At 54.5% G+C, this 22,114-nt stretch carries 17 protein-coding genes and 5 pseudogenes; 19 read left to right on the top strand and 3 right to left on the bottom strand.

Features of this window, described 5'->3' with window-relative positions; translation table 11 throughout:
* The first annotated feature begins 1,591 nt into the window (after positions 1-1,591).
* Positions 1,592-2,659 (top strand): NAD/NADP octopine/nopaline dehydrogenase family protein, encoded by a 1,068-nt coding sequence (locus J5289_RS28270; RefSeq protein ID WP_209207732.1) that lies wholly within the window; start codon positions 1,592-1,594, stop codon positions 2,657-2,659.
* 564 nt (positions 2,660-3,223) lie between these two features.
* Positions 3,224-4,678: an ABC transporter substrate-binding protein gene (locus tag J5289_RS28265; protein ID WP_247750796.1), complete on the top strand. Its 1,455-nt coding sequence runs from the start codon at positions 3,224-3,226 to the stop codon at positions 4,676-4,678.
* Positions 4,679-4,833: 155 nt separating this feature from the next.
* Here J5289_RS28265 and J5289_RS28260 read toward each other — a convergent pair whose 3' ends face one another.
* The gene (locus J5289_RS28260; RefSeq protein ID WP_247750797.1) at positions 4,834-5,700 is read right to left on the bottom strand and encodes a LysR substrate-binding domain-containing protein; all 867 of its coding nucleotides are present in this window, start codon (positions 5,698-5,700) and stop codon (positions 4,834-4,836) included.
* 128 nt (positions 5,701-5,828) lie between these two features.
* Between J5289_RS28260 and J5289_RS28255 the strand changes: the two genes are divergently transcribed.
* From J5289_RS28255 to istA, 13 genes and pseudogenes are all read left to right on the top strand, one after another.
* On the top strand, positions 5,829-6,938 hold the full coding sequence (locus J5289_RS28255; protein ID WP_209207735.1) for an FAD-binding oxidoreductase: 1,110 nt from the start codon (positions 5,829-5,831) through the stop codon (positions 6,936-6,938).
* Positions 6,841-7,218 (top strand): (2Fe-2S)-binding protein, encoded by a 378-nt coding sequence (locus J5289_RS28250; protein WP_307877450.1) that lies wholly within the window; start codon positions 6,841-6,843, stop codon positions 7,216-7,218. Before J5289_RS28255 ends, J5289_RS28250 begins: the two co-directional genes overlap by 98 nt.
* Complete coding sequence (locus tag J5289_RS28245; RefSeq protein WP_209207737.1) at positions 7,215-8,594, top strand: FAD/NAD(P)-binding oxidoreductase; 1,380 nt, start codon at positions 7,215-7,217, stop codon at positions 8,592-8,594. The genes J5289_RS28250 and J5289_RS28245 overlap by 4 nt, the downstream gene beginning before the upstream one ends.
* Positions 8,591-9,043 (top strand): hypothetical protein, encoded by a 453-nt coding sequence (locus tag J5289_RS28240; protein ID WP_209207738.1) that lies wholly within the window; start codon positions 8,591-8,593, stop codon positions 9,041-9,043. The genes J5289_RS28245 and J5289_RS28240 overlap by 4 nt, the downstream gene beginning before the upstream one ends.
* Positions 9,040-9,981 carry an ABC transporter permease gene (locus J5289_RS28235; protein WP_209207739.1) on the top strand — a complete coding sequence of 314 codons (942 nt, stop codon included), beginning with the start codon at positions 9,040-9,042 and terminating at the stop codon, positions 9,979-9,981. The genes J5289_RS28240 and J5289_RS28235 overlap by 4 nt, the downstream gene beginning before the upstream one ends.
* Entirely contained in the window at positions 9,978-10,856 is an 879-nt protein-coding gene (locus tag J5289_RS28230) for an ABC transporter permease (protein ID WP_209207740.1), read from the top strand. The genes J5289_RS28235 and J5289_RS28230 overlap by 4 nt, the downstream gene beginning before the upstream one ends.
* The gene (locus tag J5289_RS28225; RefSeq protein WP_209207741.1) at positions 10,853-12,706 is read left to right on the top strand and encodes an ABC transporter ATP-binding protein; all 1,854 of its coding nucleotides are present in this window, start codon (positions 10,853-10,855) and stop codon (positions 12,704-12,706) included. Before J5289_RS28230 ends, J5289_RS28225 begins: the two co-directional genes overlap by 4 nt.
* Before the next feature lie 197 nt (positions 12,707-12,903).
* Complete coding sequence (locus J5289_RS28220; protein WP_209207742.1) at positions 12,904-13,953, top strand: NAD/NADP-dependent octopine/nopaline dehydrogenase family protein; 1,050 nt, start codon at positions 12,904-12,906, stop codon at positions 13,951-13,953.
* 91 nt (positions 13,954-14,044) lie between these two features.
* A complete protein-coding gene (locus J5289_RS28215) occupies positions 14,045-14,497 on the top strand; it encodes a transposase (RefSeq protein WP_209207744.1) in 453 nt (150 codons plus the stop codon).
* Positions 14,498-14,576: 79 nt separating this feature from the next.
* Positions 14,577-14,846 carry an IS66 family insertion sequence element accessory protein TnpB gene (tnpB, locus tag J5289_RS28210; protein WP_247750799.1) on the top strand — a complete coding sequence of 90 codons (270 nt, stop codon included), beginning with the start codon at positions 14,577-14,579 and terminating at the stop codon, positions 14,844-14,846.
* A gap of 62 nt (positions 14,847-14,908) precedes the next feature.
* Positions 14,909-16,232, top strand: a pseudogene (locus J5289_RS28205) (IS66 family transposase).
* 72 nt (positions 16,233-16,304) lie between these two features.
* Positions 16,305-17,338 (top strand): annotated as a pseudogene (locus tag J5289_RS28200) (IS110 family transposase).
* A gap of 186 nt (positions 17,339-17,524) precedes the next feature.
* Positions 17,525-18,615: pseudogene (gene istA, locus J5289_RS28195) on the top strand (IS21 family transposase); the annotation flags it as partial.
* Here the strand turns inward: istA and J5289_RS28190 are convergent.
* Positions 18,607-18,750 (bottom strand): annotated as a pseudogene (locus J5289_RS28190) (DUF6429 family protein); the annotation flags it as partial. The pseudogenes istA and J5289_RS28190 overlap by 9 nt on opposite strands.
* Before the next feature lie 53 nt (positions 18,751-18,803).
* On the opposite strand from J5289_RS28190, the pseudogene J5289_RS28185 reads away from it, so the two are divergent.
* From J5289_RS28185 to J5289_RS28170, 4 genes and pseudogenes are all read left to right on the top strand, one after another.
* Positions 18,804-18,986: pseudogene (locus tag J5289_RS28185) on the top strand (ATP-binding protein); the annotation flags it as partial.
* Positions 18,987-19,237: 251 nt separating this feature from the next.
* Positions 19,238-19,669: a transposase gene (locus J5289_RS28180; RefSeq protein WP_142832636.1), complete on the top strand. Its 432-nt coding sequence runs from the start codon at positions 19,238-19,240 to the stop codon at positions 19,667-19,669.
* Positions 19,666-20,016: an IS66 family insertion sequence element accessory protein TnpB gene (tnpB, locus tag J5289_RS28175; protein ID WP_219276557.1), complete on the top strand. Its 351-nt coding sequence runs from the start codon at positions 19,666-19,668 to the stop codon at positions 20,014-20,016. The genes J5289_RS28180 and tnpB (J5289_RS28175) overlap by 4 nt, the downstream gene beginning before the upstream one ends.
* Before the next feature lie 47 nt (positions 20,017-20,063).
* The gene (locus J5289_RS28170; RefSeq protein WP_219276556.1) at positions 20,064-21,707 is read left to right on the top strand and encodes an IS66 family transposase; all 1,644 of its coding nucleotides are present in this window, start codon (positions 20,064-20,066) and stop codon (positions 21,705-21,707) included.
* On the opposite strand, the gene J5289_RS28165 is transcribed toward J5289_RS28170, so the two are convergent.
* A complete protein-coding gene (locus J5289_RS28165) occupies positions 21,676-21,921 on the bottom strand; it encodes a DUF6429 family protein (RefSeq protein ID WP_219276696.1) in 246 nt (81 codons plus the stop codon). The genes J5289_RS28170 and J5289_RS28165 overlap by 32 nt on opposite strands.
* Positions 21,922-22,114 lie beyond the last annotated feature (193 nt).

Here is a 22,114-nt window from a genome sequence, read left to right as displayed (position 1 = left end):
ACCATGAAGCTGGCACTCGACATCATTTAGGCCATTGGCATATTTAGAAAATGAAACTGCATAAACGTGGATTGAAAAATGAGTCTAATCCAATTGTCAGATTGAACTAGAGGCTACACTGATTGGGTCCTCTATGTGTTTAATCCCAATATTTCACATATGAAAGGAATTAGGTAACCCGAATATTTTATTAAATAGAATTATTGATACAATAATGCCCTCACGGAATAGTTCAAAAAGAAAGTTACATGCTCGTATTGAAATAACATATTACTATGACGAGTAACTTCATTGGGGTACAGTTCCAAAAGCCGCGATTGGGTAATCCACGGCTGGGCCAGAGCGGCTCCACTTCACGAATTCACCCTCCACAGGTACGAACAAGTTGCTTTTGTATATTGCCGCGTAGTGCGTGAAGCCATTTGCTCTTGCGAACCCTGCCGGCAGTTCATCGGGATAAGTCTCAGAAAGGCCGACCAGTTCCTCGTTCTTTATCACCAAAGTGCCGTGTGCTCGTTGAGATCATTCTGAAGCGTTCTCGGGCCGTAGATGAAATATAACGAACCAGAGTGGATGATTGTCTCACCCCCCATAGGACAGTGGAACCATAAGTCTCCATCACCAGAATAGCCTGCTGCCTGAGCATATCTTGAATTTTATTTTTCCCATAACCGCGCAGATCTACCCAAATAAACGACATTTGTTCTCGAGCTGAACCCAATGCAAAAAGGGACTTAAATAGCTTCAAAGGTGGTTCGAGTTGGAAGAGGATTTACCGAATCTCCTTAAATTATTAAATTTATTGTCCACCGTCCGATCAAATAAAGCATTTTGTTAGCCTAAATACGTAAGCACTTACGTAAGACAAAAAATATAGACCAAATATTCGAGATAAATATTTAATCAACAAGAGAAATTCCACGAAATAATGTTATCTTACACTTTCATAAATAGCTTATCGCCTTAGTAATGATAGTTTATAATTCGTTTGTCAGGGGGTATCACCGCCAATTAAGCCGCCAGCATCTCTAACGTCGCCATAGCGGCATTACATACAGTCTTAATAGTGCCCCTCCACGCATCCAACAGGACGGGCCAGACCTCTTAAATTCAACGAGTGTCACTTCGTTTGGCCCACAAAACGCGTGCGTGGTTAAAGTCTTCATCGACTTTTGCACGCAACGCCAAACCGCCCAGCAACTGTACCTAATTCCAAATCCATTGGCTCTCTGAAGTCAAAATGGGCGAGCGAAATTGGGGACCGGACGGCGTGACAGATATGAGCTGTATCACTGTAACCGCACCAATCATCACAATCATAGAACCCACATGTTGAAAATTGGAACTGAGCCAAAATTCAGGTGGGGCTCCCCATGATACTAATTTCCTATGACAGACGCTAAAAGTCAGATGTTATCGCAAATTTATCTTTCTTCGTGTGAACTTAAGAAATTAAGGAGCCGCCGTTTTTGACTTTTGCGATCCGCTAGGGACTAGAGCTCCTGTAACGCTTCTATAAATTGGGCAAAAGCCTGCAACAACTTTATCAAATCCTAAATCTCTTCTTTCATCTATCATTTCCCAGATCAAAATGAGTATCCTCATCATCGGCTCTGGCAACGTTGGCAACGCACTTGCCGCTGATCTAAGCCACCGACGCAAATCGGTCTCGATATGGGCTGCACCCTCCCACCTGGGATACAGTACCCAGATCGCCGAACATGGGTTGAAAGCAATGGGGGCAATCCAGGGCACCTATCGTCCTGTCGTGATAGGAGAGCTTCCATATGCAGTTTCAACAGCAAAATACATCATGGTCACGATCCCGTCACTTAACGGTGCTCGTGAAGAACTGGTCAAACAACTGAAAGTCCTTGACCTTAAACAGAAGATCCTGATCTGGATCCCCGGAAATGCTGCCAGTTTGAGCCTGGAAAAGCTTGAGACTCTTGCCAGTCTGGAAACAACCACGTCGCCCTACGGATGCAGAATGGTGGATGATGCAATCTACGTGAAGGCCATCAAGAAGCAGCTGGAGATCACCTTCACCACTCCCCATCCCGAACCCTCCCTGGCCAAAGAAATAGGTGATCTCTTCCCTAACGATCTCGTTTGGCTTGCCAACGGATTGGAAGTGGCCCTCAACTGCACGAACTGTATCTGCCACACTCCCGCAGTGATTTTTAACGCCGCCAAGATAGACACTAAGGAGGACTTCTATTTCTACAAGGAGGGAATGACACCAATTGTCACGGAGGCCATGAAGGCTCTCGATCAGGAGCGCGTAGAACTTCTGGAGAAGTTGGGTTTCAAACCCCGCACTGCTCTCGATCTTCTCAATGGCTGGTACGGCAAGGATGCCAAGACAATCCATGATTTCGTATCGAAATCCGTTTCCCATAATGCCACCAAGGGAGCGCCCAAGAACTTCAAACATCGTTACATCATGGAGGATGGTCGGATGTTGATCCTCTTCAGGGACCTTGGCAAGAAGTTTGGTATCAACGTCAAGAAACTCGAATGGGCTGTTGAGTCACTGAACATACTGGGGGAGATTGACCTTGAGAAAATCGGCATCACCCTGGCGAGTGCTGGCATGGAGGAAATATCGGCCGACGACATTGTTACCAAGTGGGGCAACAGCAAAGCCGAGGAATGAAGAGTCATTTGGTCTATGAAGGCAATTCAATTACGTTTCTTATTGTTCTGTACTTTGTGATGTAATCTATGTTTGAGGCGTTGATCTGAATATCATGCCAATATAATATTAAATAAATTGAATATTTTATAAATTTGCAGGTGTCCCTTTCACCATTTTAATAATATAAATTCATACATCAATTATAAGATACGTATATATGAACGAACTATAAAGCAAAAAAATTGTAGTATCATGAAATACATTAAGACTTTGGGATATATCCTGCCTTGGCTCAATGTCTTGGCGACACTTTCTATTGCTGCTCACGCAGACGAGGAACGAGCAGGACGCGACCTACAAGTGGTCATGGCGCGCTACGCGTATAACCCTAGGGAATACCTAAAGCAAAAAAACGACTTTGACACTTATGCGACAAGCATAATATTCAAGCTACAAAAGAAATAAGGAGCGGAACAAATGTTTAAAAAAAGACGGATTAAGTTGATAGGCTTATTCACAGCTTCCATGCTCGCAGGGTGTGTTTATACTGGCGTCGCAAATTCTGCCACTTTGAAGGTTGGCATGGCAGCCGCCGATATTGCCACACTTGATCCCACTAGAGCGACAACCACCCAGGACTTGGCCGTGGTTTCTTGGATTTTCAACGGACTTGTTCGATTTTCACCTGGGAGTGCCGATCCAACCAAAATTGAACCCGACCTTGCCGAAAGCTGGACGACCTCGCCGGACGGCTTGGTTTGGACTTTCAAACTTCGCAATGATGTCTCATTTCATGGTGACTATGGCAAGTTGACAGCGGAGGACGTGGTGTTCTCTCTTCAACGGGCAAAAAACCCGGACACGTCCTCTTATTCAAGCGACTATGCCGCTTTTCAGACAATTGAAGCCATTGACCCCTTGACGGTCCGCATCACTTTGAGCGAGCCTGTTGCTGGATTTCTCGGGCTCGTCGCCAATTATCACGGCGGAAACATTGTGAGTAAGAAAGCGGTGGATAAGCTTGGGGCAAATTTTAAAACGCAGCCTATTGGTACCGGTCCTTTCGTGTTCGAAAAAGCTGTCACCCAGCAGGCCGTATATCTAAACGCATTTCCAACATACTTCAGAGGCAAGCCGAAAATCGATGACATCAGGGTCGACCTTATCCCGTCAGACTCAAGTCGTGAGCTGGCCTTCCGATCCGGAGAGCTTGATCTGATCTATGGCAAAAGGGAGCAGCGTTGGGTCGACCAGGCGAAAGGCTGGGAGGGCTCGATTGTCGACATTTTCGCTCCCGGCGAATATCGGACTTTATTTATCAATTCGACGCGCAAACCTTTGAATAACGTCAAGGTACGCCAGGCCATTTCTAAAGCGATCAATGTGGACCAAATCGTTCAGTTCGTCGGTGAAAGTGTAGCTCCCAAAGGCTGTTCTGTGGTTCCCAGCGGCTATCTCGGCGAAGATTGCACCTGGGCTTACAAATACGATCCCGAGGGTGCGAAGGCGCTTCTTGCAGAAACCGGTTACAAGGACGGTCTGACGTTGTCGGCAGTGGTCTCGTCCAGTTCTGCGCAGCAGCCTATCATGGAAGTCATTCAAGCCCAATTGGCAGAGGTCGGGATCGATATGCAGATGCAGGTGGTCGATCACCCGACATATCACGAACAGATCCGAAAGGATTTGAGTGATCTCGTGTTCTACGGTGCGGCACGTTACCCTGTTGCAGACAGCTATCTGAGCCAGTTCTACGAGTCCAGCGCCTCTATCGGCAAGCCAACAGCCGTTACGAATTTTTCCCACTGCGACGCAGCCGATGCCGACATCATGTCTGCTCGCAAGGCAACGACGGACACCGAGCGGAATAAATTCTGGTCGTCTGCCCAGAAGAAGATTCTCGATCAGGTATGCGGTGTTCCGCTGTTCAGCCTGATGCAGGTTTGGGCTCGCAGCAAAGCTCTGGACTATGGGTATGAGCTCACCGGATCCTTAAATCTGGCACCGCCGATTACGGAAAAAACAAGCCTTAATCAATAAAACGTTTTTCGCGCCGGGAGTTTGACAGGAAAACGTTGTCATCGGCTTTTCTGATCAGAAACAACTGAAAAAAATGAGAGGCCGTCTGGTTCAATCTGGACGTGACGGGCTCTCGCCTTGACCGAAGGTAAGATGAATTTTTCCGGTCGGCTTTTTCAAGGGATTAGCCTTGGCGTCCGCGCCGCAGCATGAATCTCCTCGATGAAGTCTGCAACGAGACTGCTGTTTCTTGCCCGTGTCGGACGGATGATACCATAGCCGAAATCAATGGTGGGGCGAAAAGGCCGGGTGATGATCCGGTCCGCCACAAACTCAATTGCCAAGGGGTCGGCCACCGTCACGCCCAATCCGGCCGCCACGAGTTCGGCAACGTTCGGCGCTGTGGTCGCCTCGATGACGATCCGGGGCGTGATTGAGAACTGTTCAAACGCTGCATCGACCTTGGTACGCATCGTTCCCGTCGGCGCGAAGGCAATAAACGGTTCGTCCTTGAGGTCATCGGGACAAAGCTCCGCCTTTTCAGCGAGCTTATGACCGAGAGGCAGGGCTGCCACGGCAGCAGAGCAATGCATCCGCTCAACTACCATAGAGGGATGTTCCAGGCCGCTGATAACCAGCGCCAAATCAAGACGACGAAGCAAGACCGCTTCTGTCAAAAACCGGGAGCTACGTGCTTCGATGGAAACGAATACATCTGGATGCCGTATTTTAAAACTCGAAATGACCCGGGTTATGAACGATCCTGACAATGCGGGCATTGCGCCTATGAGCAAATGCCCATGTTCGTCACGCCGAATGGCCTCGACCGCACGGGCGAGTTGGTGGACACCGCCGAAGATACGCTCGACTTCTTCGTATAAGCGCATGCCCCGTCCAGTCGGCACCAGACGTCCGCTTTCGCGCTCGAACAGCTTGAGGCCCGTATCAGCCTCCAGATCCTGGATCAGCTTACTCGCCGCGGGCTGTGAAATCCGCAGTATAGCGGCGGCAACACTCACGGTTCCTGATTCAATAACAGCCATCAGCGCCTCCAGTTGGCGCAAGCTTGGATTTCGCATTCGTTATAACCCTTATGAATATGGACAGGAAAAAAGACGTTTAAAGTTTTATCTTTCATCACAAGTATGAGCAATAACCAACGGAGATCAAAGTGAGCGCGGATGTTCTAGTTATCGGTGCCGGTATCGTCGGCGCGGCGCTTGGCTATGGGTTCGCCCAGACAGGACAACGGGTTGTTGTTCTGGACGGGGAGGACAGGGACATGCGCGCGGCCCGCGCTAATTTTGGGCTGGTCTGGGTGCAAGGAAAGGGCGCGAGCGCGCCAGCCTATCATGATCTCGGACGGCAGAGTGCGGATCTCTGGCCCAACTTTCTGAAAGAATTGACCGGAAACGTCGGGATGAAAGTCGACTATTCGCGCCGGGGTGGATTGATATACTGCCTGGGGCAGAATGAATACGAGGAGCGGGACGCCCTCAACAAGCGTATGCACAATCAAACCGTTCAGGCCGATACCAGAATGATAGATCGCGCCGAGCTTGAGCGGATGATGCCCGCCGTCGATTTCGGTCCCGAGGTGGTGGGTGCGAGCTATTGTGAGGCGGACGGGCACGTCAATCCATTGCAACTTCTTGCCGCCTTACATCGCGGAATCGTTAACCTCGGTGGAACGATCCATTATCGCCGGCGGGCTGAGACAGTTACACCCAAACAGAGCGGTTTTATTGTCAAGGTCGGGTCTACAAGCTTTGCAGCGCCGCGCGTTGTCGTGGCCGCAGGCTTAGCAACGCCCTCCCTTACCGATCCGCTTGGGCTCACCATTCCCTTGAGATCCGAACGTGGCCAACTGCTGGTGACTGAACGGCTTGCGCCGCTCCTCCCCTACCCCGGAAGTGGCCTGCGACAAACAGCGGACGGCACCATCATGATCGGTGCAACCAAGGAGGAAACCGATGATCATGGCGTCAGCGTTTCTTCGGCAACAAGACTGGCTCTTCGGGCAACACGGACAATACCCGCTCTCGCATGTGCAAAGATCGTGCGTCAATGGAGCGGTTTTCGGATTATTCCACCCGATGGCTTGCCGATCTACGCTGAATCCAGCGAGCACCCAGGCCTGTTTGCGGCCGTGTGCCATTCCGGTGTGACGTTGGCCGCCGTTCATGCCGCAATCATTGCGCCCGCTATGCTTGCGGGACGACTGTCCGATGACATGTCAGCGTTTTCAAATGGAAGATTCGATGTTCAAAAGTGTGCTTGAGCGCCTGGGAAAACCCAGTGATATGACCGTGCTGGTGAATGGCCAGGCCGTACCCGCATGGGAAGGAGAGACCGTTGCCAGCCTATTGCTGCGAGTGCCGGACGCAGGGCGGAACTCACCCGTCAGCGGAGAACCGAGATTACCGTATTGCCAGATGGGCGTGTGCTTCGAGTGCCTGGCAATTGTTGACGGCGTGGCCTCGACGCAAGGGTGTCTGGTACCCGTTAAAGCAGGCATGAAGATCGACAGCCAACACGGACACCGGGGGATTTCCCGATGAGTTACGATGTAGCAATTGTCGGCGCGGGACCTTCAGGCATGGCTGCCGCAGTAACTCTGCGCCAACTCGGAGCATCGGTTGTCGTGATTGACGAACAGCCGTCTCCTGGCGGGCAGATTTTCAGAGGAATCGAGCGTAATCTCAGCAGTCCGGTTTTCCCGGCGCTGGGCAAGGATTATCAAAAAGGTCGAGCCCTCGTGGAAGCATTCCGTGCATCAGGTGCCGATTATCTCGCATCAACACAGGTCTGGCAGATCGAAGACGGTTGGTCGCTGTTCGTAACATCGCAAGGCAAAGCTTCACGTCTTTCAGCCCGAGCTGTGCTTCTGGCAAACGGCGCGCAGGAAAGGCCTGTTCCATTTCCAGGCTGGACCCTGCCTGGCGTGATGACGGTTGGCGCGGCACAGATTCTGCTGAAATCCGGCGGCATGTTACCCCAGGGAAAGCTATGGATCGCCGGGGCTGGACCGTTACCACTTCTCTACGCTACTCAGGTTCTGAGCCTTCAAGGCCACATTGCTGGTTATCTTGATACGTCGAGATCGCCAAGTCTTTCTGCGTTGGTGCAGCTTCCAAAAGCTTGGCGTGATTTTGGAAGCCTGCTGAAAGGATTGCAGTGGCTTCACAAAATCAGACGCAGCGGAATATTGGTCAAAGGTTTCACGGATCTGGAGGCTGAGGGAAATCAGCGTCTCGAGCATCTTTCCTGGAAAAGACACGGACAATCTCACCGGGTGGAAGCGGATATATTGCTGGTGCACGAAGGTGTCGTTCCCCGCATTCACGAAACTTTGGCACTGGGTTGTGTACACACATGGAACGATGCTCAAGGCTACCTCGCACCAAAGCTGAACCGTTGGGGAGAGACAAGCCGGGAGGGACTTTTTGTAGCGGGTGATGCCTGCGGTATCGGTGGTTGGCTGGTGGCAACCCTGTCTGGTGAAACCGCCGCTTTAGGATTAGCCAGGCGCCTTGAGATTTCGTCCAACACGGAAGAACTGCGTCGACGAACAGGTCTCGATCAAAGGCGCAGACGCGCGCTTGCCTTGCGACCCTTTCTTGATGTCGCTTACGCCCCGCCTAGACCACGTCTGGCCGATAATGTCATCGTCTGTCGCTGTGAGGAAGTCACAGCTGGGGCCGTCCGCGCGGTAGCAAGCAACAGCCCGGCCGATCCAGGAGCGATCAAGGCAGCTACGCGATGTGGCATGGGCCCCTGTCAGGGACGTCAGTGTGGATATACGGTGCAGGCACTTGTCGCCGAGGCGCACAATATCCCGATAAAAGACGTCAGCTTCTTCAATATTCGTCCGCCGTTGAAACCGGTCACGCTTGGTGAACTGGCGAGCCTCGAGAGCGGGGAGAATGCCGCATGAAAACGGACGTTCTTTTCATTGGCGCAAGATTGTACGGTCTTCGCGCTGCCTTAGAAGCCGCGATAAGGGGCCATTTCTTCGGCCAGCACGCTTCGGACACCACCATTGCCGGAGTCAGCATACTGGGGCGGCAATCAGCCAGTGTTAATATCTCAACACCGACAGCCTCGATTTATGCCGCTGTAACTGTTGTTGCCGAACTCAAGCACTTCAAAGTGATGACAGTCTGGTCAGGCATGGAAGCAGTGATGCCGGATCACCTTGCCGGCATTGGCTTCTCTCATAAAGTCAAAGGGCCCAATGACGTCTCTGCCGTTTCCGGAGCCACATTCCAACTTGTTTCTTTTGTTGGACACATCCTCGCGGACCTGATGTCCGACAGTCAAACCAATCATAACCTGGACGCCTTCCTTGCAAGCCGCGTCTCAAAAGAAAGGATTGCCGCATGATCGGTTATGCGATCCGAAAACTCCTTCTTGCAATTCCGACATTGATCGCCATGCTGACAATGGTGTTCGTGCTGGTGCGTCTGGTACCGGGTGACGCTGCAGTTGCCATGCTGGGCGATCGGGCAAGTGACGCAGCTCTCCAAGGCTTGCGCGCGCAGCTTGGCCTCGATCAGCCGATCGGCGTACAGTATCTAAATTTTCTCTCTGATATGCTCACAGGAAATTTCGGCCGTTCTATGGTCAGCGGCCGTACCGTGTTTGAAGAAGTCGCTCTGGTTCTGCCTTACACGCTCGAACTGGCGGTCGCCGCCATGCTGATCGGTGCGATGTTTGGAATTCCCCTGGGAATCATTGCCGCCGTTCGCCGCAACCAGTGGCCGGACTATGTAAGCCGCTTTTTGTCACTGCTCGGCCTGTCGTTTCCCGGTTTCGTTTCGGCAATACTATTGCTGCTTGCTTTTGCCGTATGGTTGCAGTGGCTGCCCGTTATGAGCCGGGCCTCCTCTGATCCGATCAGCCATCTGCGCAATTTACTACTACCAGCGCTCAATCTTGGGTTGATTATGACAGCATATATCGCGCGCGTCACCCGTTCATCGATGCTGGATGTCATGGGCGAGGACTACATCCGCACCGCACGCGCCAAGGGTGTCCATCCGCGAACGCTCATCCTGCGGCATGCGCTCGGCAACGCGCTCATCCCGATTGTTACGGTGGTTGGTCTGTATTTCGGCACCCTGATCGGAAACTCGGTGTTGACGGAAATCGTCTTCACACGCCCCGGCCTTGGCAAGCTGATCCTCGGTGCGCTGCAATCTCGCGACTATACGATGCTCCAGGCACTCATGGTGGTCTTTGCTACCTTCGTCATCCTGGTGAACACCATCACCGACCTCATTTACGCCTACGTTGATCCAAGAGTGAGTCTCGCCCAATGACCGAAGCCGCCCTTTCTTCCATCTCGCCGCAGCGACAACCGAATGTGGTTTTTGCGGCTTTCCGTCGCAACAGTTATTCATGGATCGGCATAGGCCTGCTCACGTCGATCATTCTCCTTGCTGTTTTGGCTCCTGCCATCGCGCCGTATGATCCGTTGAAGCAAAATATTCTTCACCGCCTCAGCGCACCTTCCGCACAATTCTGGATGGGAACGGACAGCTACGGCCGGGATGTTCTCAGCCGGCTATTGTATGGGGCGAGAATTTCGCTCTTGATCGGCTTTCTGTCGGTGATGATCGCCATGGTCGTCGGTTCGATCATCGGTATATTGGCAGGCTATATTGGCGGTATCTTCGACCAGATCATCATGGGGATTGTCGATGTGATGCTCTCCTTTCCGACCCTGCTGCTGGGTCTGATGGTTGCCGCAATGTTAGGTGCCAGTTTCGAGAATCTCATCATCGCCATTGCGATTACGGAAACAGCGCCTTTTGCCAGAGTAGCCCGTGCGCCAACCATCGCGGTCAAACGCCGCGAATTCGTCGAGGCTGGCAAATCGCTCGGTTTTTCGCCAATTCGCATTATGGGCGTTCATATTCTGCCGAACATCCTTTCCGACATCGTCGTTGTAGCATCGCTTTGGATGGCATCGGCCATTCGAACCGAAGCATCCCTGGCGTTCATCGGTCTTGGGGTGAGGCCTCCAACCGCGACATGGGGGGGAATGATACGGGAAGGTTTCGAGAATATTCTCAGCGCCTGGTGGCTCGTATTGTTTCCGTCCCTTGCGATACTCCTGACCGTACTCGCATTGAATATTTTAGGGGACGCGTTGCGCGACGCGATCGATCCGAAAACAAGGAGCGCGCAATGACGATGGCTTTTCAAAACACGCCGGAATCTTCACCAGTCACGCCCGTCGTTTCTGTACAAAACCTGACGACCTCATTTAAGGTCAACGACCAGTGGAAGTCGGTTATCCGAAATATCTCCTTCGACATTGCACCGCGCGAAACGGTGGCGATTGTTGGAGAATCCGGATCGGGCAAATCCGTGACGTCGCTTTCTATCATGCGTCTTCTGGCTGCTCAATCGAGCCGAATAGAGGGTACGGTGAGATTGGGGGGCAGAGATCTGCTCTCACTACCTGAAGACGAGATGCGACGAGTACGCGGCAATGAGATTTCCATGATATTTCAGGAACCCATGACATCGCTCAATCCGATTATCCCCATCGGCAAACAAATTGGCGAAGCGTTGAGTGTCAATAATCAGATCTCCAGGGCTGAAAGCAAGGCTGAGGTTATCAGACTACTGGAGAGGGTGCGTATACCGAATGCCACTGGCCGTTATGACGAATATCCACATCAGTTTTCGGGTGGCATGCGGCAGCGCGTCATGATTGCCATGGCACTTGCGTCCAGGCCTAAGCTGCTGATTGCCGACGAGCCGACGACAGCGCTCGATGTCACCGTTCAAGGACAGATCCTCGATCTCATCAAGACGCTTCAGGAAGAGGAAGGCACCTCAGTTCTCTTCATTACGCATGATATGGGTGTCGTCGCGGAAGTGGCAGACCGAACCCTCGTCATGTTTCGCGGAGACGCGGTGGAAGTCGGTGAGACCGCAGACATATTCCACCGGGGACAACATCCTTACACACGCGCCCTTCTCTCAGCCATACCTCGGCTAGGGTCAATGAACAATCGAGAGTTGCCACTCCGTTTTCCTGTGATCAATCCGGTGAGCGGCGAACAGGAACCTTCTCGCGACGTCGAGGATACCGTTCGCAGAGACAGCAGGCCCATTTTAGAAGTCCAAGACCTCACGATGCGTTTTGATATTCGCCCCGGGCTGTTGGGACGCAAATCTGGAGCTGTCCACGCAGTGGAGAAGGTCTCTTTTGACCTTTATGAAGGCGAAACTCTCTCACTGGTGGGAGAATCCGGCTGTGGTAAGTCAACCACAGGGCGCTCGATTACAAGGCTTGTTACACCCACAAAAGGCAAGATTTTTGTTGATGGCCATAACGTATTGCAAATGAAGAGTAGCTCATTGAGAAAAATGCGCCGTTCGATCCAGATGATTTTTCAGGACCCATACGCCTCTCTCAATCCACGCATGAGCATTGGCTCGGCGATTGTGGAGCCGTATATTCAACATCGTTATGGAACCCATGCGCAGGCACGAGACAAGGCGGCCTCTCTCATGGAAAAGGTGGGGCTTTCTCCCGACATGATGCAACGCTTTCCGCACCAGTTCTCGGGCGGCCAGCGCCAGCGTGTCGCAATTGCCCGCGCCTTGATGCTCGACCCTAAAATCATCGTTGCCGATGAAGCCGTTTCAGCGCTTGACGTATCGATCAAAGCGCAGGTCTGCAATCTCTTGCTCGATTTGCAACAGAGCCTCAATCTGGCCTTTCTGTTTATTTCCCACGACATGGCGGTTGTAGAGCGGGTGAGCCATCGTGTGGCTGTGATGTATCTTGGAGAGATTGTAGAGATCGGGCCGCGAAAGGCTGTTTTCGAAAACCCCCAACATCCCTACACGAAGAAGCTTATGTCGGCAGTGCCGATACCGGACCCTTCACGCCGCAGAATGCATCGCGGGATAGTCGCCGACGATCTAAAAAGCCCGGTCCGGCCGACGGAGTATGAGCCTCCAGTTCGGGAATATCGCGAGGTTTCCGAAGGTCATCTGATCCGGGTCGAACAATTTGACTAGGGCATTTCCAGGAACAATCGATACCGGTCTTGCGTAAATGCGTGAAACAGAGACCAGGGTGCTTCACTGTCCTTAAGGAAACGCGACATGCGACCAAAAGGACCAAGGGCTACCTGCCCGGAAATAATGACCTATCATAAAATTTCACCGGACACAGCCAAAGATGGCTAGTCTCCGGGCTTCTGAGGTATCGCAACATGAATGTAGCAATTGCCGGAGCTGGCGCAATCGCGATCGGGTACGCAGCACTCCTTCACCAAAACGGCCACCATGCGAGAATATGGTCTCCATCTGGCCGACGAACTGAAGAACTCAATCAAGACACGCCGCTGCAGGTGAGCGGGGCCTTGTCTGCCAAGTTCAATCCAGGGGTCTGCCAGCGCGCGGACGAACTTACGGAATGTGATGTCGTCGTGCTGGCCCTCCCCGCTTACGGCCACCGCTTTGTTCTCGACAGTCTCGTGCCACATCTCACGTCCAGACACACCGTCATTATCAGCGCCCACCTTTCGTTCGCCGGCTTTTATCTTGCCCAAAAATTAGCGGAACGTGAAATCGAAATTCCCATCGTAGTTTGGAACACCACCGTTCTGACCGCCAAGGCTCAGTCTGGGCACGACATCGAAATTGGTGCGATACGCGGCAAGGTTGATATGGCTTTGGTTCATGCAGCGGACGCGCAGAAAGCCCATGAGCTTTGTACAGATCTGTTTGGCGACCGGTTCGATGTGAAAGACGATATCGTCACCATAACGCTCAGCAATATAAACCCGGAAAGTCACTTGGGCACGGCACTTTGCAACCTCACACGCATCGAACTCGGCGAGACCTGGGGACAAAGAGTCACGATGACCCCTGCCGTTAGCAGATTTATCGAAGCGTTGGATTGTGAGCGTCTCGCCATAGCAGCTGCTTTCGGGAAAACAGTGCCCTCCATCCTCGATCATTTCAGCAAATCTTTCGGAATAACGGCCACGAGCCTGGCCGCACTATCCCAAATTCTTGTCGCCAAAGGTAACGATCCCGCTGGACCGCGAGACATCAACACGCGATATGTTCTGGAAGATGTGCCCTTTGGTCTCATACCGATTCTCGAGCTTGCAGCACTTGCGAAAGTGGATGCACCTCTGCATCGAAGTGGAGTTGAAATCCTGAGTGCCTGCTATGGCCGGAATTTCGCGACAGACAATGATATATTACCTCAGTTACAGCTTTCCACGCTGGTTCAACCGATGACCCTTAAGTGAGCTGTAAGCGCCGTCTCCGTCCCATTGGGTCCGCTGCTTTCTGAGCATGATTGGTCATGCGAAAAGGCTTCCAGTTGTATCTGGAATTTGAATTATGGATGATGGATTTGTTGGTAGTTATGAGGTCGTTGAGCCGCGGCGGGGTAACCGGCGGTGGCCGGATGACGTGAAGGCGCGGATCGTGGCGGAAAGTTTTGAGCCTGGTGCTCGTGTTGTGGATGTTGCGCGCCGTCACGGCGTTATAGCAAACAAGCTTTCCGATTGGCGACGTCAAGCGCGCGACGGCAATCTGGCGCTGCCGTTTGCGGCGGCAACGACGCGGTCGGAGCACGATGGTGCCGAGCCGTCATTCGTTCCTCTGGCAATCGCTGCCGAGCCACCTGAGCCTGTCAATCGTTTGTCACTTCCGAAGATGGGCTGCGACGGGCCCAGGGAGCAAGGTTTGACGCTGCAGATCGGCTCAGACGTTGTGATGCGGGTTCCTGACGATGTGCCCGTTGAACGGGTCGCCGCTCTGGTTCGCGCTGTGCGAGGAGCGTCATGATCGTCGCGGGCAACGACTGCCGATCCTGACCGCAACCCGTCCGGTTGACTTCCGCTGTGGGCATCAGGCGCTGGCTCTGATGGTGCAGACCGAATTGAAGCTGGACCCGCATTCCGGGTTGACGGTGATCTTTCGGTCGAAACGCGGGGACCGCCTGAAGATCTTGGTGTGGGATGGGACAGGAATGGTGCTGACTTACAAAATTCTTGAACATGGAAGCTTTGCCTGGCCCAAGGTTCAGGATGGGACGATGCATCTTTCCAGCGGTCAATATGAGGCTTTGTTCGAAGGTCTTGACTGGCGGCGGGTGATGGCGCAACGGGTAACCGTGCCATCGGCCGCAGGGTGAATATTCGGCCGTCTTTGCATTGTTTTGTTTGGCTTTTTTATGCTGTTTTGCTATAAGGCGGCATGTCGCAACCTATTGATCTCAGCCTGTTTCCGGACCTTCCGCCGGAGGTGGTGAAGGCGTTTGCCGCGATGCAGTTCGAGCTGTCGGTCGAGCGTGCTGCACGTCAGCATGAGCAGGCGGTCGTTGCCGAAAAGGACGCGTTCATCGGTGAGTTGAAGGAGCTGATCGAGAGGCTTGAGGGTCAGGTTCACGACTATCGGCGCACGAAGTTCGGGCCGAAATCGGAAAAGCTCGATCCGGCGCAGATGGAACTGGCGCTGGAAGACCTTGAAACGGCGATCGCCGAAACACAAGCACGGATCGCCGCCGTCGAGCAGAAGATCGAAGCAAGCGCAGATGATCCCGAAAAGGCTGGCGATCCTGACAAGGCCGTTCTCGCAAGGAACGTAAGGCCCGTGCACTGCCTGAACACCTGCCGCGGGTCGAGCGCGTGATCGAGCCCGAGAGCATCGTTTGTCCCTGCGGTTGCGGCAACATGGTGCGGATCGGCGAGGACCGGACGGAACGGCTCGACCGGATCCCGGCGCGCTACGAGGTGATCGTCACGATCCGCCCGAAATACGCATGCCCCGCCCCAAGGGTCGAACGGGCGTCATCCAGGCCAGAGCGCCCGCGCATCTTCTGGAAGGAAGCTGGCCGAGCGAAGCCCTTCTGGCGGAGATTGCCGTCGCCAAGCATTCCGAACATATGCCGCTCAACCGGCAAGCTGAGGTCATGGCGCGACACGGGGTGCCGATAGACCGCACGGTCCTTTCCGATTGGATGGGGCGCACGGGCAGCGAAATCGCACCGGTGGTCGACCATATGGCCAAACGGCTGCTGTGGGAAAGCACGCGGCTCTATGTTGACGAGACCACCGCCCCGGTTCTGGATCCGGGACGAGGCAAGACGAAGACGGGTTATCTCTGGGCCGTGCTGCGCGACGATCGTGGATGGAATGGCTCTGCGCCGCCGGGCGTGGTGTTCCATTATCGGCCTGGACGTAAAGGCGAATATGCCGCTGAAATCCTCAACGTGCGTATTCCGATGATGCCGGCCATCCATTCCGACGCGACAGGATGGCTTTCGGCTGTTCCTGGACGACGGCCACGTCGATATCGACTCCAACCTCGTGGAAAACGCGATCCGCCGACCGGCCATGAACCGCCGCAATGCGCTCTTTGCCGGGCACGACGAAGGGGCCGTAATTGGGCCCGGTTTGCCAGCCTGATCGGCACTTGTAAAATGAACGGCGTTGAACCCTACGCATATCTGTGCGACCTCTTCACCCGCCTCGCAAACGGCCACCTCGCCAAAGACATCGATGCCCTGATGCCATGTTGAGGTGGACGGCTCCCAGCAGCATCGAATGTGCTAGAATGAGTTCGTTGAAATCTCAATCGAGGGAGACCGTCTGTGGAACAGATTATCCGAATTGGTATGGATACGTCAAAGAGCGCTTTCCAATTGCATGGGGTGAACGCCGCCGAGCGGCCAATCCTGCGCAGGAAGCTCTCACGTAACGAAATGGTGAAGTTTTTCGAAAAGATCCCGCCGACCACCATTGCGTTGGAGGCATGTGGTGGCTCGCATCACTGGGCACGATTGCTGGGGGACTTGGGCCACGAAGTGAAGCTGATTGCGCCACAATTAGCCAAACCGTATGTCAAGCGGGGGAAGAACGACGCTGCTGATGCCGAAGCATTATGTGAGGCGATGAGCCGGCCGACAATGCGCTTTGTTCCGGTAAAGACAAGTGATCAGCAGGCGGCGCTGATGTTGATTGGAACCCGGCAGCGGTTGCTTCACAATCGTACCCAATTGGCAAATGCCATCCGCGGTTTCGCGATGGAGTTCGGTATTATCGCCGCGAAGGGCATGTGCAGGATTGAACCGCTATTGGAGCAGATCGCAGCCGATCACAAAATACCTGATTTGGCCCGCGAACTCTTTGCCATGCATGGCGAGGAGTATCGCGAGCTGCTTTCTCAGATCAAGCCGATCGATGAAAAACTGATGCAGTTGCATCGGGCTGACGAATGCAGCAAACGCTTGGCCCAAATCCCTGGTGTCGGCCCGATAGGAGCGTCTCTTCTGCTGATGAAAACACCGGACCCGAAAATGTTTAAATCTGGCCGCGACTTTGCAGCATGGATTGGGCTGACGCCGAAAGACCATTCGACTGCCGGAAAGGTTAGGCTTGGTGTGATTACCCGGGCTGGCGACGAAATGTTGCGGAGCGTGCTGGTCGTTGGCGCGACATCTCTTCTACAGCAAGTCAGAACAGGCCGAAGCAGGCATGCCTCTCCATGGCTTATGGGGATGCTGCAGCGGAAAAGGCCGAAGCTTGTTGCCGTAGCGCTTGCTAACAAGATCGCTCGAATTGCGTGGAAGCTAATGACAAGCGGCGAGTCAACCGTCAGGCAGAAAGCCAAACGCAGCCAGGATAAAGTTCGGCCATCCCGGTGTGCAGAGACAAAGCGCGACCGGGCTGAGCTGATGCAGGGAACTTGCAAGAGAAGAGTGTTGGTTTCCACGCAGAACTGAGCCGGTTAGGCGCATAATTTCCATTGAGAATTGAGCCATGTGAACCTTCCCCCAACGCGGCGAGCGACGGGGGCAACGGAGTGATCCACATGGGACTTTTAAACATCATCCGTCGGATGGCGCTGCGTGAGAAGCAGTCGATCCGGGAGATCAGCCGGCGCACCGGGTTGTCACGCAACACGATCGCGAAGTATTTGAATGCGGGCACGATTGAGCCGACGTTCACGGTACCGGAACGACCGAGCAAGCTTGATCCTTTTGCCGATAAACTATCTGGCTGGCTGAAGACCGAGGCCGGGAGGTCGCGCAAGCAGCGCCGAACCTTGAAGCAGCTTCATGCCGATCTGATGGCTCTCGGATTTACCGGCTCCTATGGTCGGGTTGCCGCGTTCGCCCGTGACTGGCGGACTGAGCAGCAGACAGCGGGCCGCGGCATATTCATTCCTCTGTCTTTCCGCCCAGGCGAAGCGTTCCAATTCGATTGGAGCGAAGATTATGCCGTGATAGGCGGCGAGCGCACGAAGCTGCAGGTCGCCCATATCAAACTATCACACAGCCGGGCATTTCTGGTCAGGGCCTATCTACTGCAAACGCACGAGATGCTCTTCGACGCCCACTGGCACGGGTTCCGTGTGTTCGGCGGCGTGCCTGGCCGCGGCATTTACGATAACATGAAGACAGCGGTCGATCGTGTCGGTCGTGGCAAGGAACGCAGGTCAATATCCGTTTCCTAGCGATGACGAACCACTACGTCTTTGCGCCCGAGTTCTGCAATCCCGCCGCGGGTTGGGAGAAGGGTCAGGTCGAGAAGAATGTCCAGGATGCCCGACCGCGGCTGTGGCAACAGATGCCGGACTTTCCGGATCTGGCGGCATTGAATGCCTGGCTGGAACAGCATTGCCAGGACCTGTGGCGCGACACAGCGCACGGCACCTTACCCGGCACGATCGCGGATGTCTGGGCTGATGAGCGGGCAGCATTGATGTCGCTCCCCGCCATGTTTGATGGCTTCGTCGAGCAGAGCAAGCGCGTCTCGCCGACATGCCTGATCACCTTCGAGCGGAATCGTTACAGCGTGCCAGCATCGTTTGCGAACCGGCCCGTCAGCCTGCGAATCTATCCCGAGAGACTAGTCGTTGCGGCCGAGGGCAATATCCTATGCGAGCATGAGCACCGGATCGCCAATCAAGCCTTTCTGATGCAACCGATCCGTCGTAGCCCAGTCAAAACCCTTCCAGGCGCAACGCTCGTTGTGAAGCGTCAGCCATAGCAGCGCCAGCACAGCATCGTCGATTTTGCCTTCGTCGATCTCCATCCCGCCAATTTACCACGCGCAAAAGCAAAAATCCTGCGGTTCACCTCGGATGGATACGCTTCAGCGAATGGGCAACAGTCTTCGGCGACGCCAAGATGACCACGGCTCTGCTCGACCGTCTGACCCACCGTTGCCATATCCTGGAAACAGGAAATGACAGCTTCCGCTTCAAGGCCAGCTCGGCTGCAGCAGCGCAGAAGAAAGGAGAAAAAGCCAACCCCTTGACCAAACCCTGATCAGAAAACCATACTCAGAGGTGGCTCACTTCTCGGTGGAAAAACCGGCTCAGTTCCGCGTGAAAACCAACAGAAGAGCAGATGATGCGATCGGACGATCCAACACGTTTGAAACTCCGTTAGGCCCATTGACCGCGAAAGGTCGATGCCTTGTTAGGAACAAAGTACGCATCCGAGCTGAACCGCATTGCGGATTTGAGTGATCGTGTGGATGCTCTGTCTATATAGACGGCAATATAGACGGTGCTTTCATGGACATCACAAGCGATCACTCGGGGCGTTTCAGCCGGATGGAGATTGTCGATAGCGGGCGTCGGCGGCGTTTCACGGATGAAGCGAAGCTGGCGATCGTGGCTGAGAGTTATGCTGGCCCGCGGCAGGTAACAGTCACGGCGCAGCGTCACGGGATCACGCGTTGGCAGTTGAATGCCTGGCGCAGGGCCGTGCGGGAAGGACGCCTTGTCCACCGCTCGACGAACGAGTTTGTTCCGGCGATTGTCGTTGCTGCCGAGCCTGTTTTTGCGAGCACGCCTCCTGCGGAAACTGTCGCGGTGCCGTCTCCCATCACCGACCGGGGTCGCATAGAGGTGGTGAGTGCGAACGGCCGGCGTGTGATCATGGGCCAGGATATCGATGTGGACGTTTTGCTACGGATCATGCGTGGTTTGGAGACATTGCGATGAATCCGTTTCCGATGGGGGCGGAGATCAAGGTGTGGCTGTCGACCGGACATACCGACATGCGGTGTGGCTTTCCATCCTTGGCCCTTCGGGTGCAGGAAGTTTTAAAGCATGATCCGCTGGGCGGTCATTTGTTCTGCTTCAGGGGCCGCCGCGGTGACCTGATAAAGTTGATCTGGCATGATGGCCAGGGCGCATGGCTGTTCACGAAAAAATTAGAACGCGGCCGGTTTATCTGGCCGAATGTGCAGGGTGGCGCGGTGGCGATCACACCGGCGCAGCTTTCCTATTTGCTCTCTGGAATTGACTGGCGAGCTCCTCAGGAAACTTGGCGTCCAACACGCGTTTGAGTTTCTTCATCATTGAATTTGTTGAAGAAATATGCTCTTATTCTGGCATGTCGTTACCACCGCTTTCCTTTCCTGACGATCTTGCCAGCGCCCACGCCGCGCTGCTGATAGAACGCGAGTCACGGTTGCGGGCCGAGGCGGAAGCCACCAGCGCCAAGGCAAAACTTTCCAGCATCGAGGCGCTCAACGCCCATCTGCAATTGCTGATCGCCAAGCTGGAACGCGACAAACATGGTCCAAGCCGGGAGCGCACCCAGCGGCTGATCGACCAGATGGAATTGCAGCTCGAGGAGCTGGTTGCCGATGCCACCGAGGACGAGCTCGCTTCAGAAGCGGCGGCGGCCAGAACCCAAGTCGTGCGTGCCTTCACCCGCAAGCGGCCAGTGCGCAAGCCTTGGCCAGAGACTATCGAGCGCGAGCGCGTCGTCATCGACGCGCCCAGTGCCTGCGATCACTGCGGCAGCGAACGCCTGTCGAAGCTCGGTGAGGACACCACCGAGACGCTGGAGGAGATCCCGCGCCGCTTCAAGGTCATCGAGACCGTGCGGGAGAAGTTCACGTGCCGGGACTGCGGCTGCATCAGCCAATCGCCCGCACCCTTCCATGCAACGCCACGTGGCTTTCTCGGCCCCAAGCTACTCGCCACCATCGTCTTCGACAAATTCTCTGAGCATCAGCCGCTCAACCGCCAGAGCCGTCGCTTTCGCAGTGAAGGGATCGATCTGTCCACCCAGACGCTTGCCGACCAGGTTGGCTACGTCAGCGCCGCCGTCACACCGCTGTTCGATCTCATTGAGACCCATGTGTTTGCGGCCGAGCGGTTGCACGGCGACGACACCACCATCCCGATCCTCGCCAAGGGCCAGTGCACGACGGGGCGCATATGGACCTACGTTTGCGACGACAGGCCGTTTGGTGGGCTATCACCGCCGGCGGCCGTCTTCTACGCCTCCAGTGATAGGCGGGGTGAGCATCCGCAACGACACCTGGCCGAGTTCACCGGTATCCTGCAGGCTGATTGCTACAATGGCTTCAATCCGCTCTTCGATCGGACCAAGAAACAGATCCCGGTGACGCCGGCCTTCTGTTTTGCCCACGCGCGCCGAAAGTTCTTCGAGTTGGCAGATGTCTCGCGAAGTGCCCGGCGGGGCAAAGGGGCAAAGCCTGTCTCTGCGACGGCGTTGGAGGCGGTCAAGCGTATCGATGCGCTGTTTGACATCGAGCGCGACATTAACGGCCAGAGCGCCGGTGAGCGACTTGCCGTGCGCCAGGAAATGAGCAAACCGCTGCTCGAAGAGCTGGAGACCTGGTTGCGGCAGGAGCGCGAAGGTTTGTCGCGATCCTCACCGGTGCTTGAGCCGATCAACTACATGCTGTCGCGCTGGCAGGACTTTGCCAGATACGCCGATGACGGCAGGATCTGCATGACGAACAACGCGGCGGAAAGAGCTCTGCGCGGCGTGGCTTGCGGAAGGAAAAACTGGAACTTCGCCGGGTCCGATCGCGGCGCAGACCGGGCTGCCATCATGCTGACCCTTATCACCACGGCCCGTCTCAACGATATCGATCCGAAGGCCTGGCTGGCGGACGTGCTGGCTCGCATCGCCGATCTGCCCGTCTCCCACCTGCACGAATTGTTGCCATGGGAATGGAAGAGGATCAAGGCGGCGGAGATTGCGGTTGCTGCGTAAATAACTGCCGGAAAAGCTCTTCCGATCGGCGTAGACCCTCATCCGTCAGCACCAGCGACTTCGACTTGTTCACCGGATCGCCAATCAAGCCTTTCTGATGCAACCGATCCGTCGTCGCCCAGTCAAAACCCTTCCAGGCGAAACGCGCGTTGTGAAGCGTCAGCCATAGCAGCGCCAGCACAGCATCGTCGATTTTGCCTTCGTCGATCTCCATCCCGCCAATTTACCACGCGCAAAAGCAAAAATCCTGCGGTTCACCTCGGATGGATACGAACAAACGTTGCGGAAATCATCTTGGCCAGTGATCATTGCGGTCACACACTAAGGCCGCACATATGGAAGCAAGCGATCCGTTCAAAATATCTGCAAAAAAGGCTTGCAAGTGGGAGCCGTCCACATATGGGCCT

Source organism: Rhizobium sp. B230/85, assembly GCF_019355735.1.
Classification (GTDB): Bacteria; Pseudomonadota; Alphaproteobacteria; order Rhizobiales; family Rhizobiaceae; genus Rhizobium; species Rhizobium rhododendri.
Note: the sequence above shows the minus strand (reverse complement) of the source record. Positions and strands in the feature narration are given on the sequence as shown.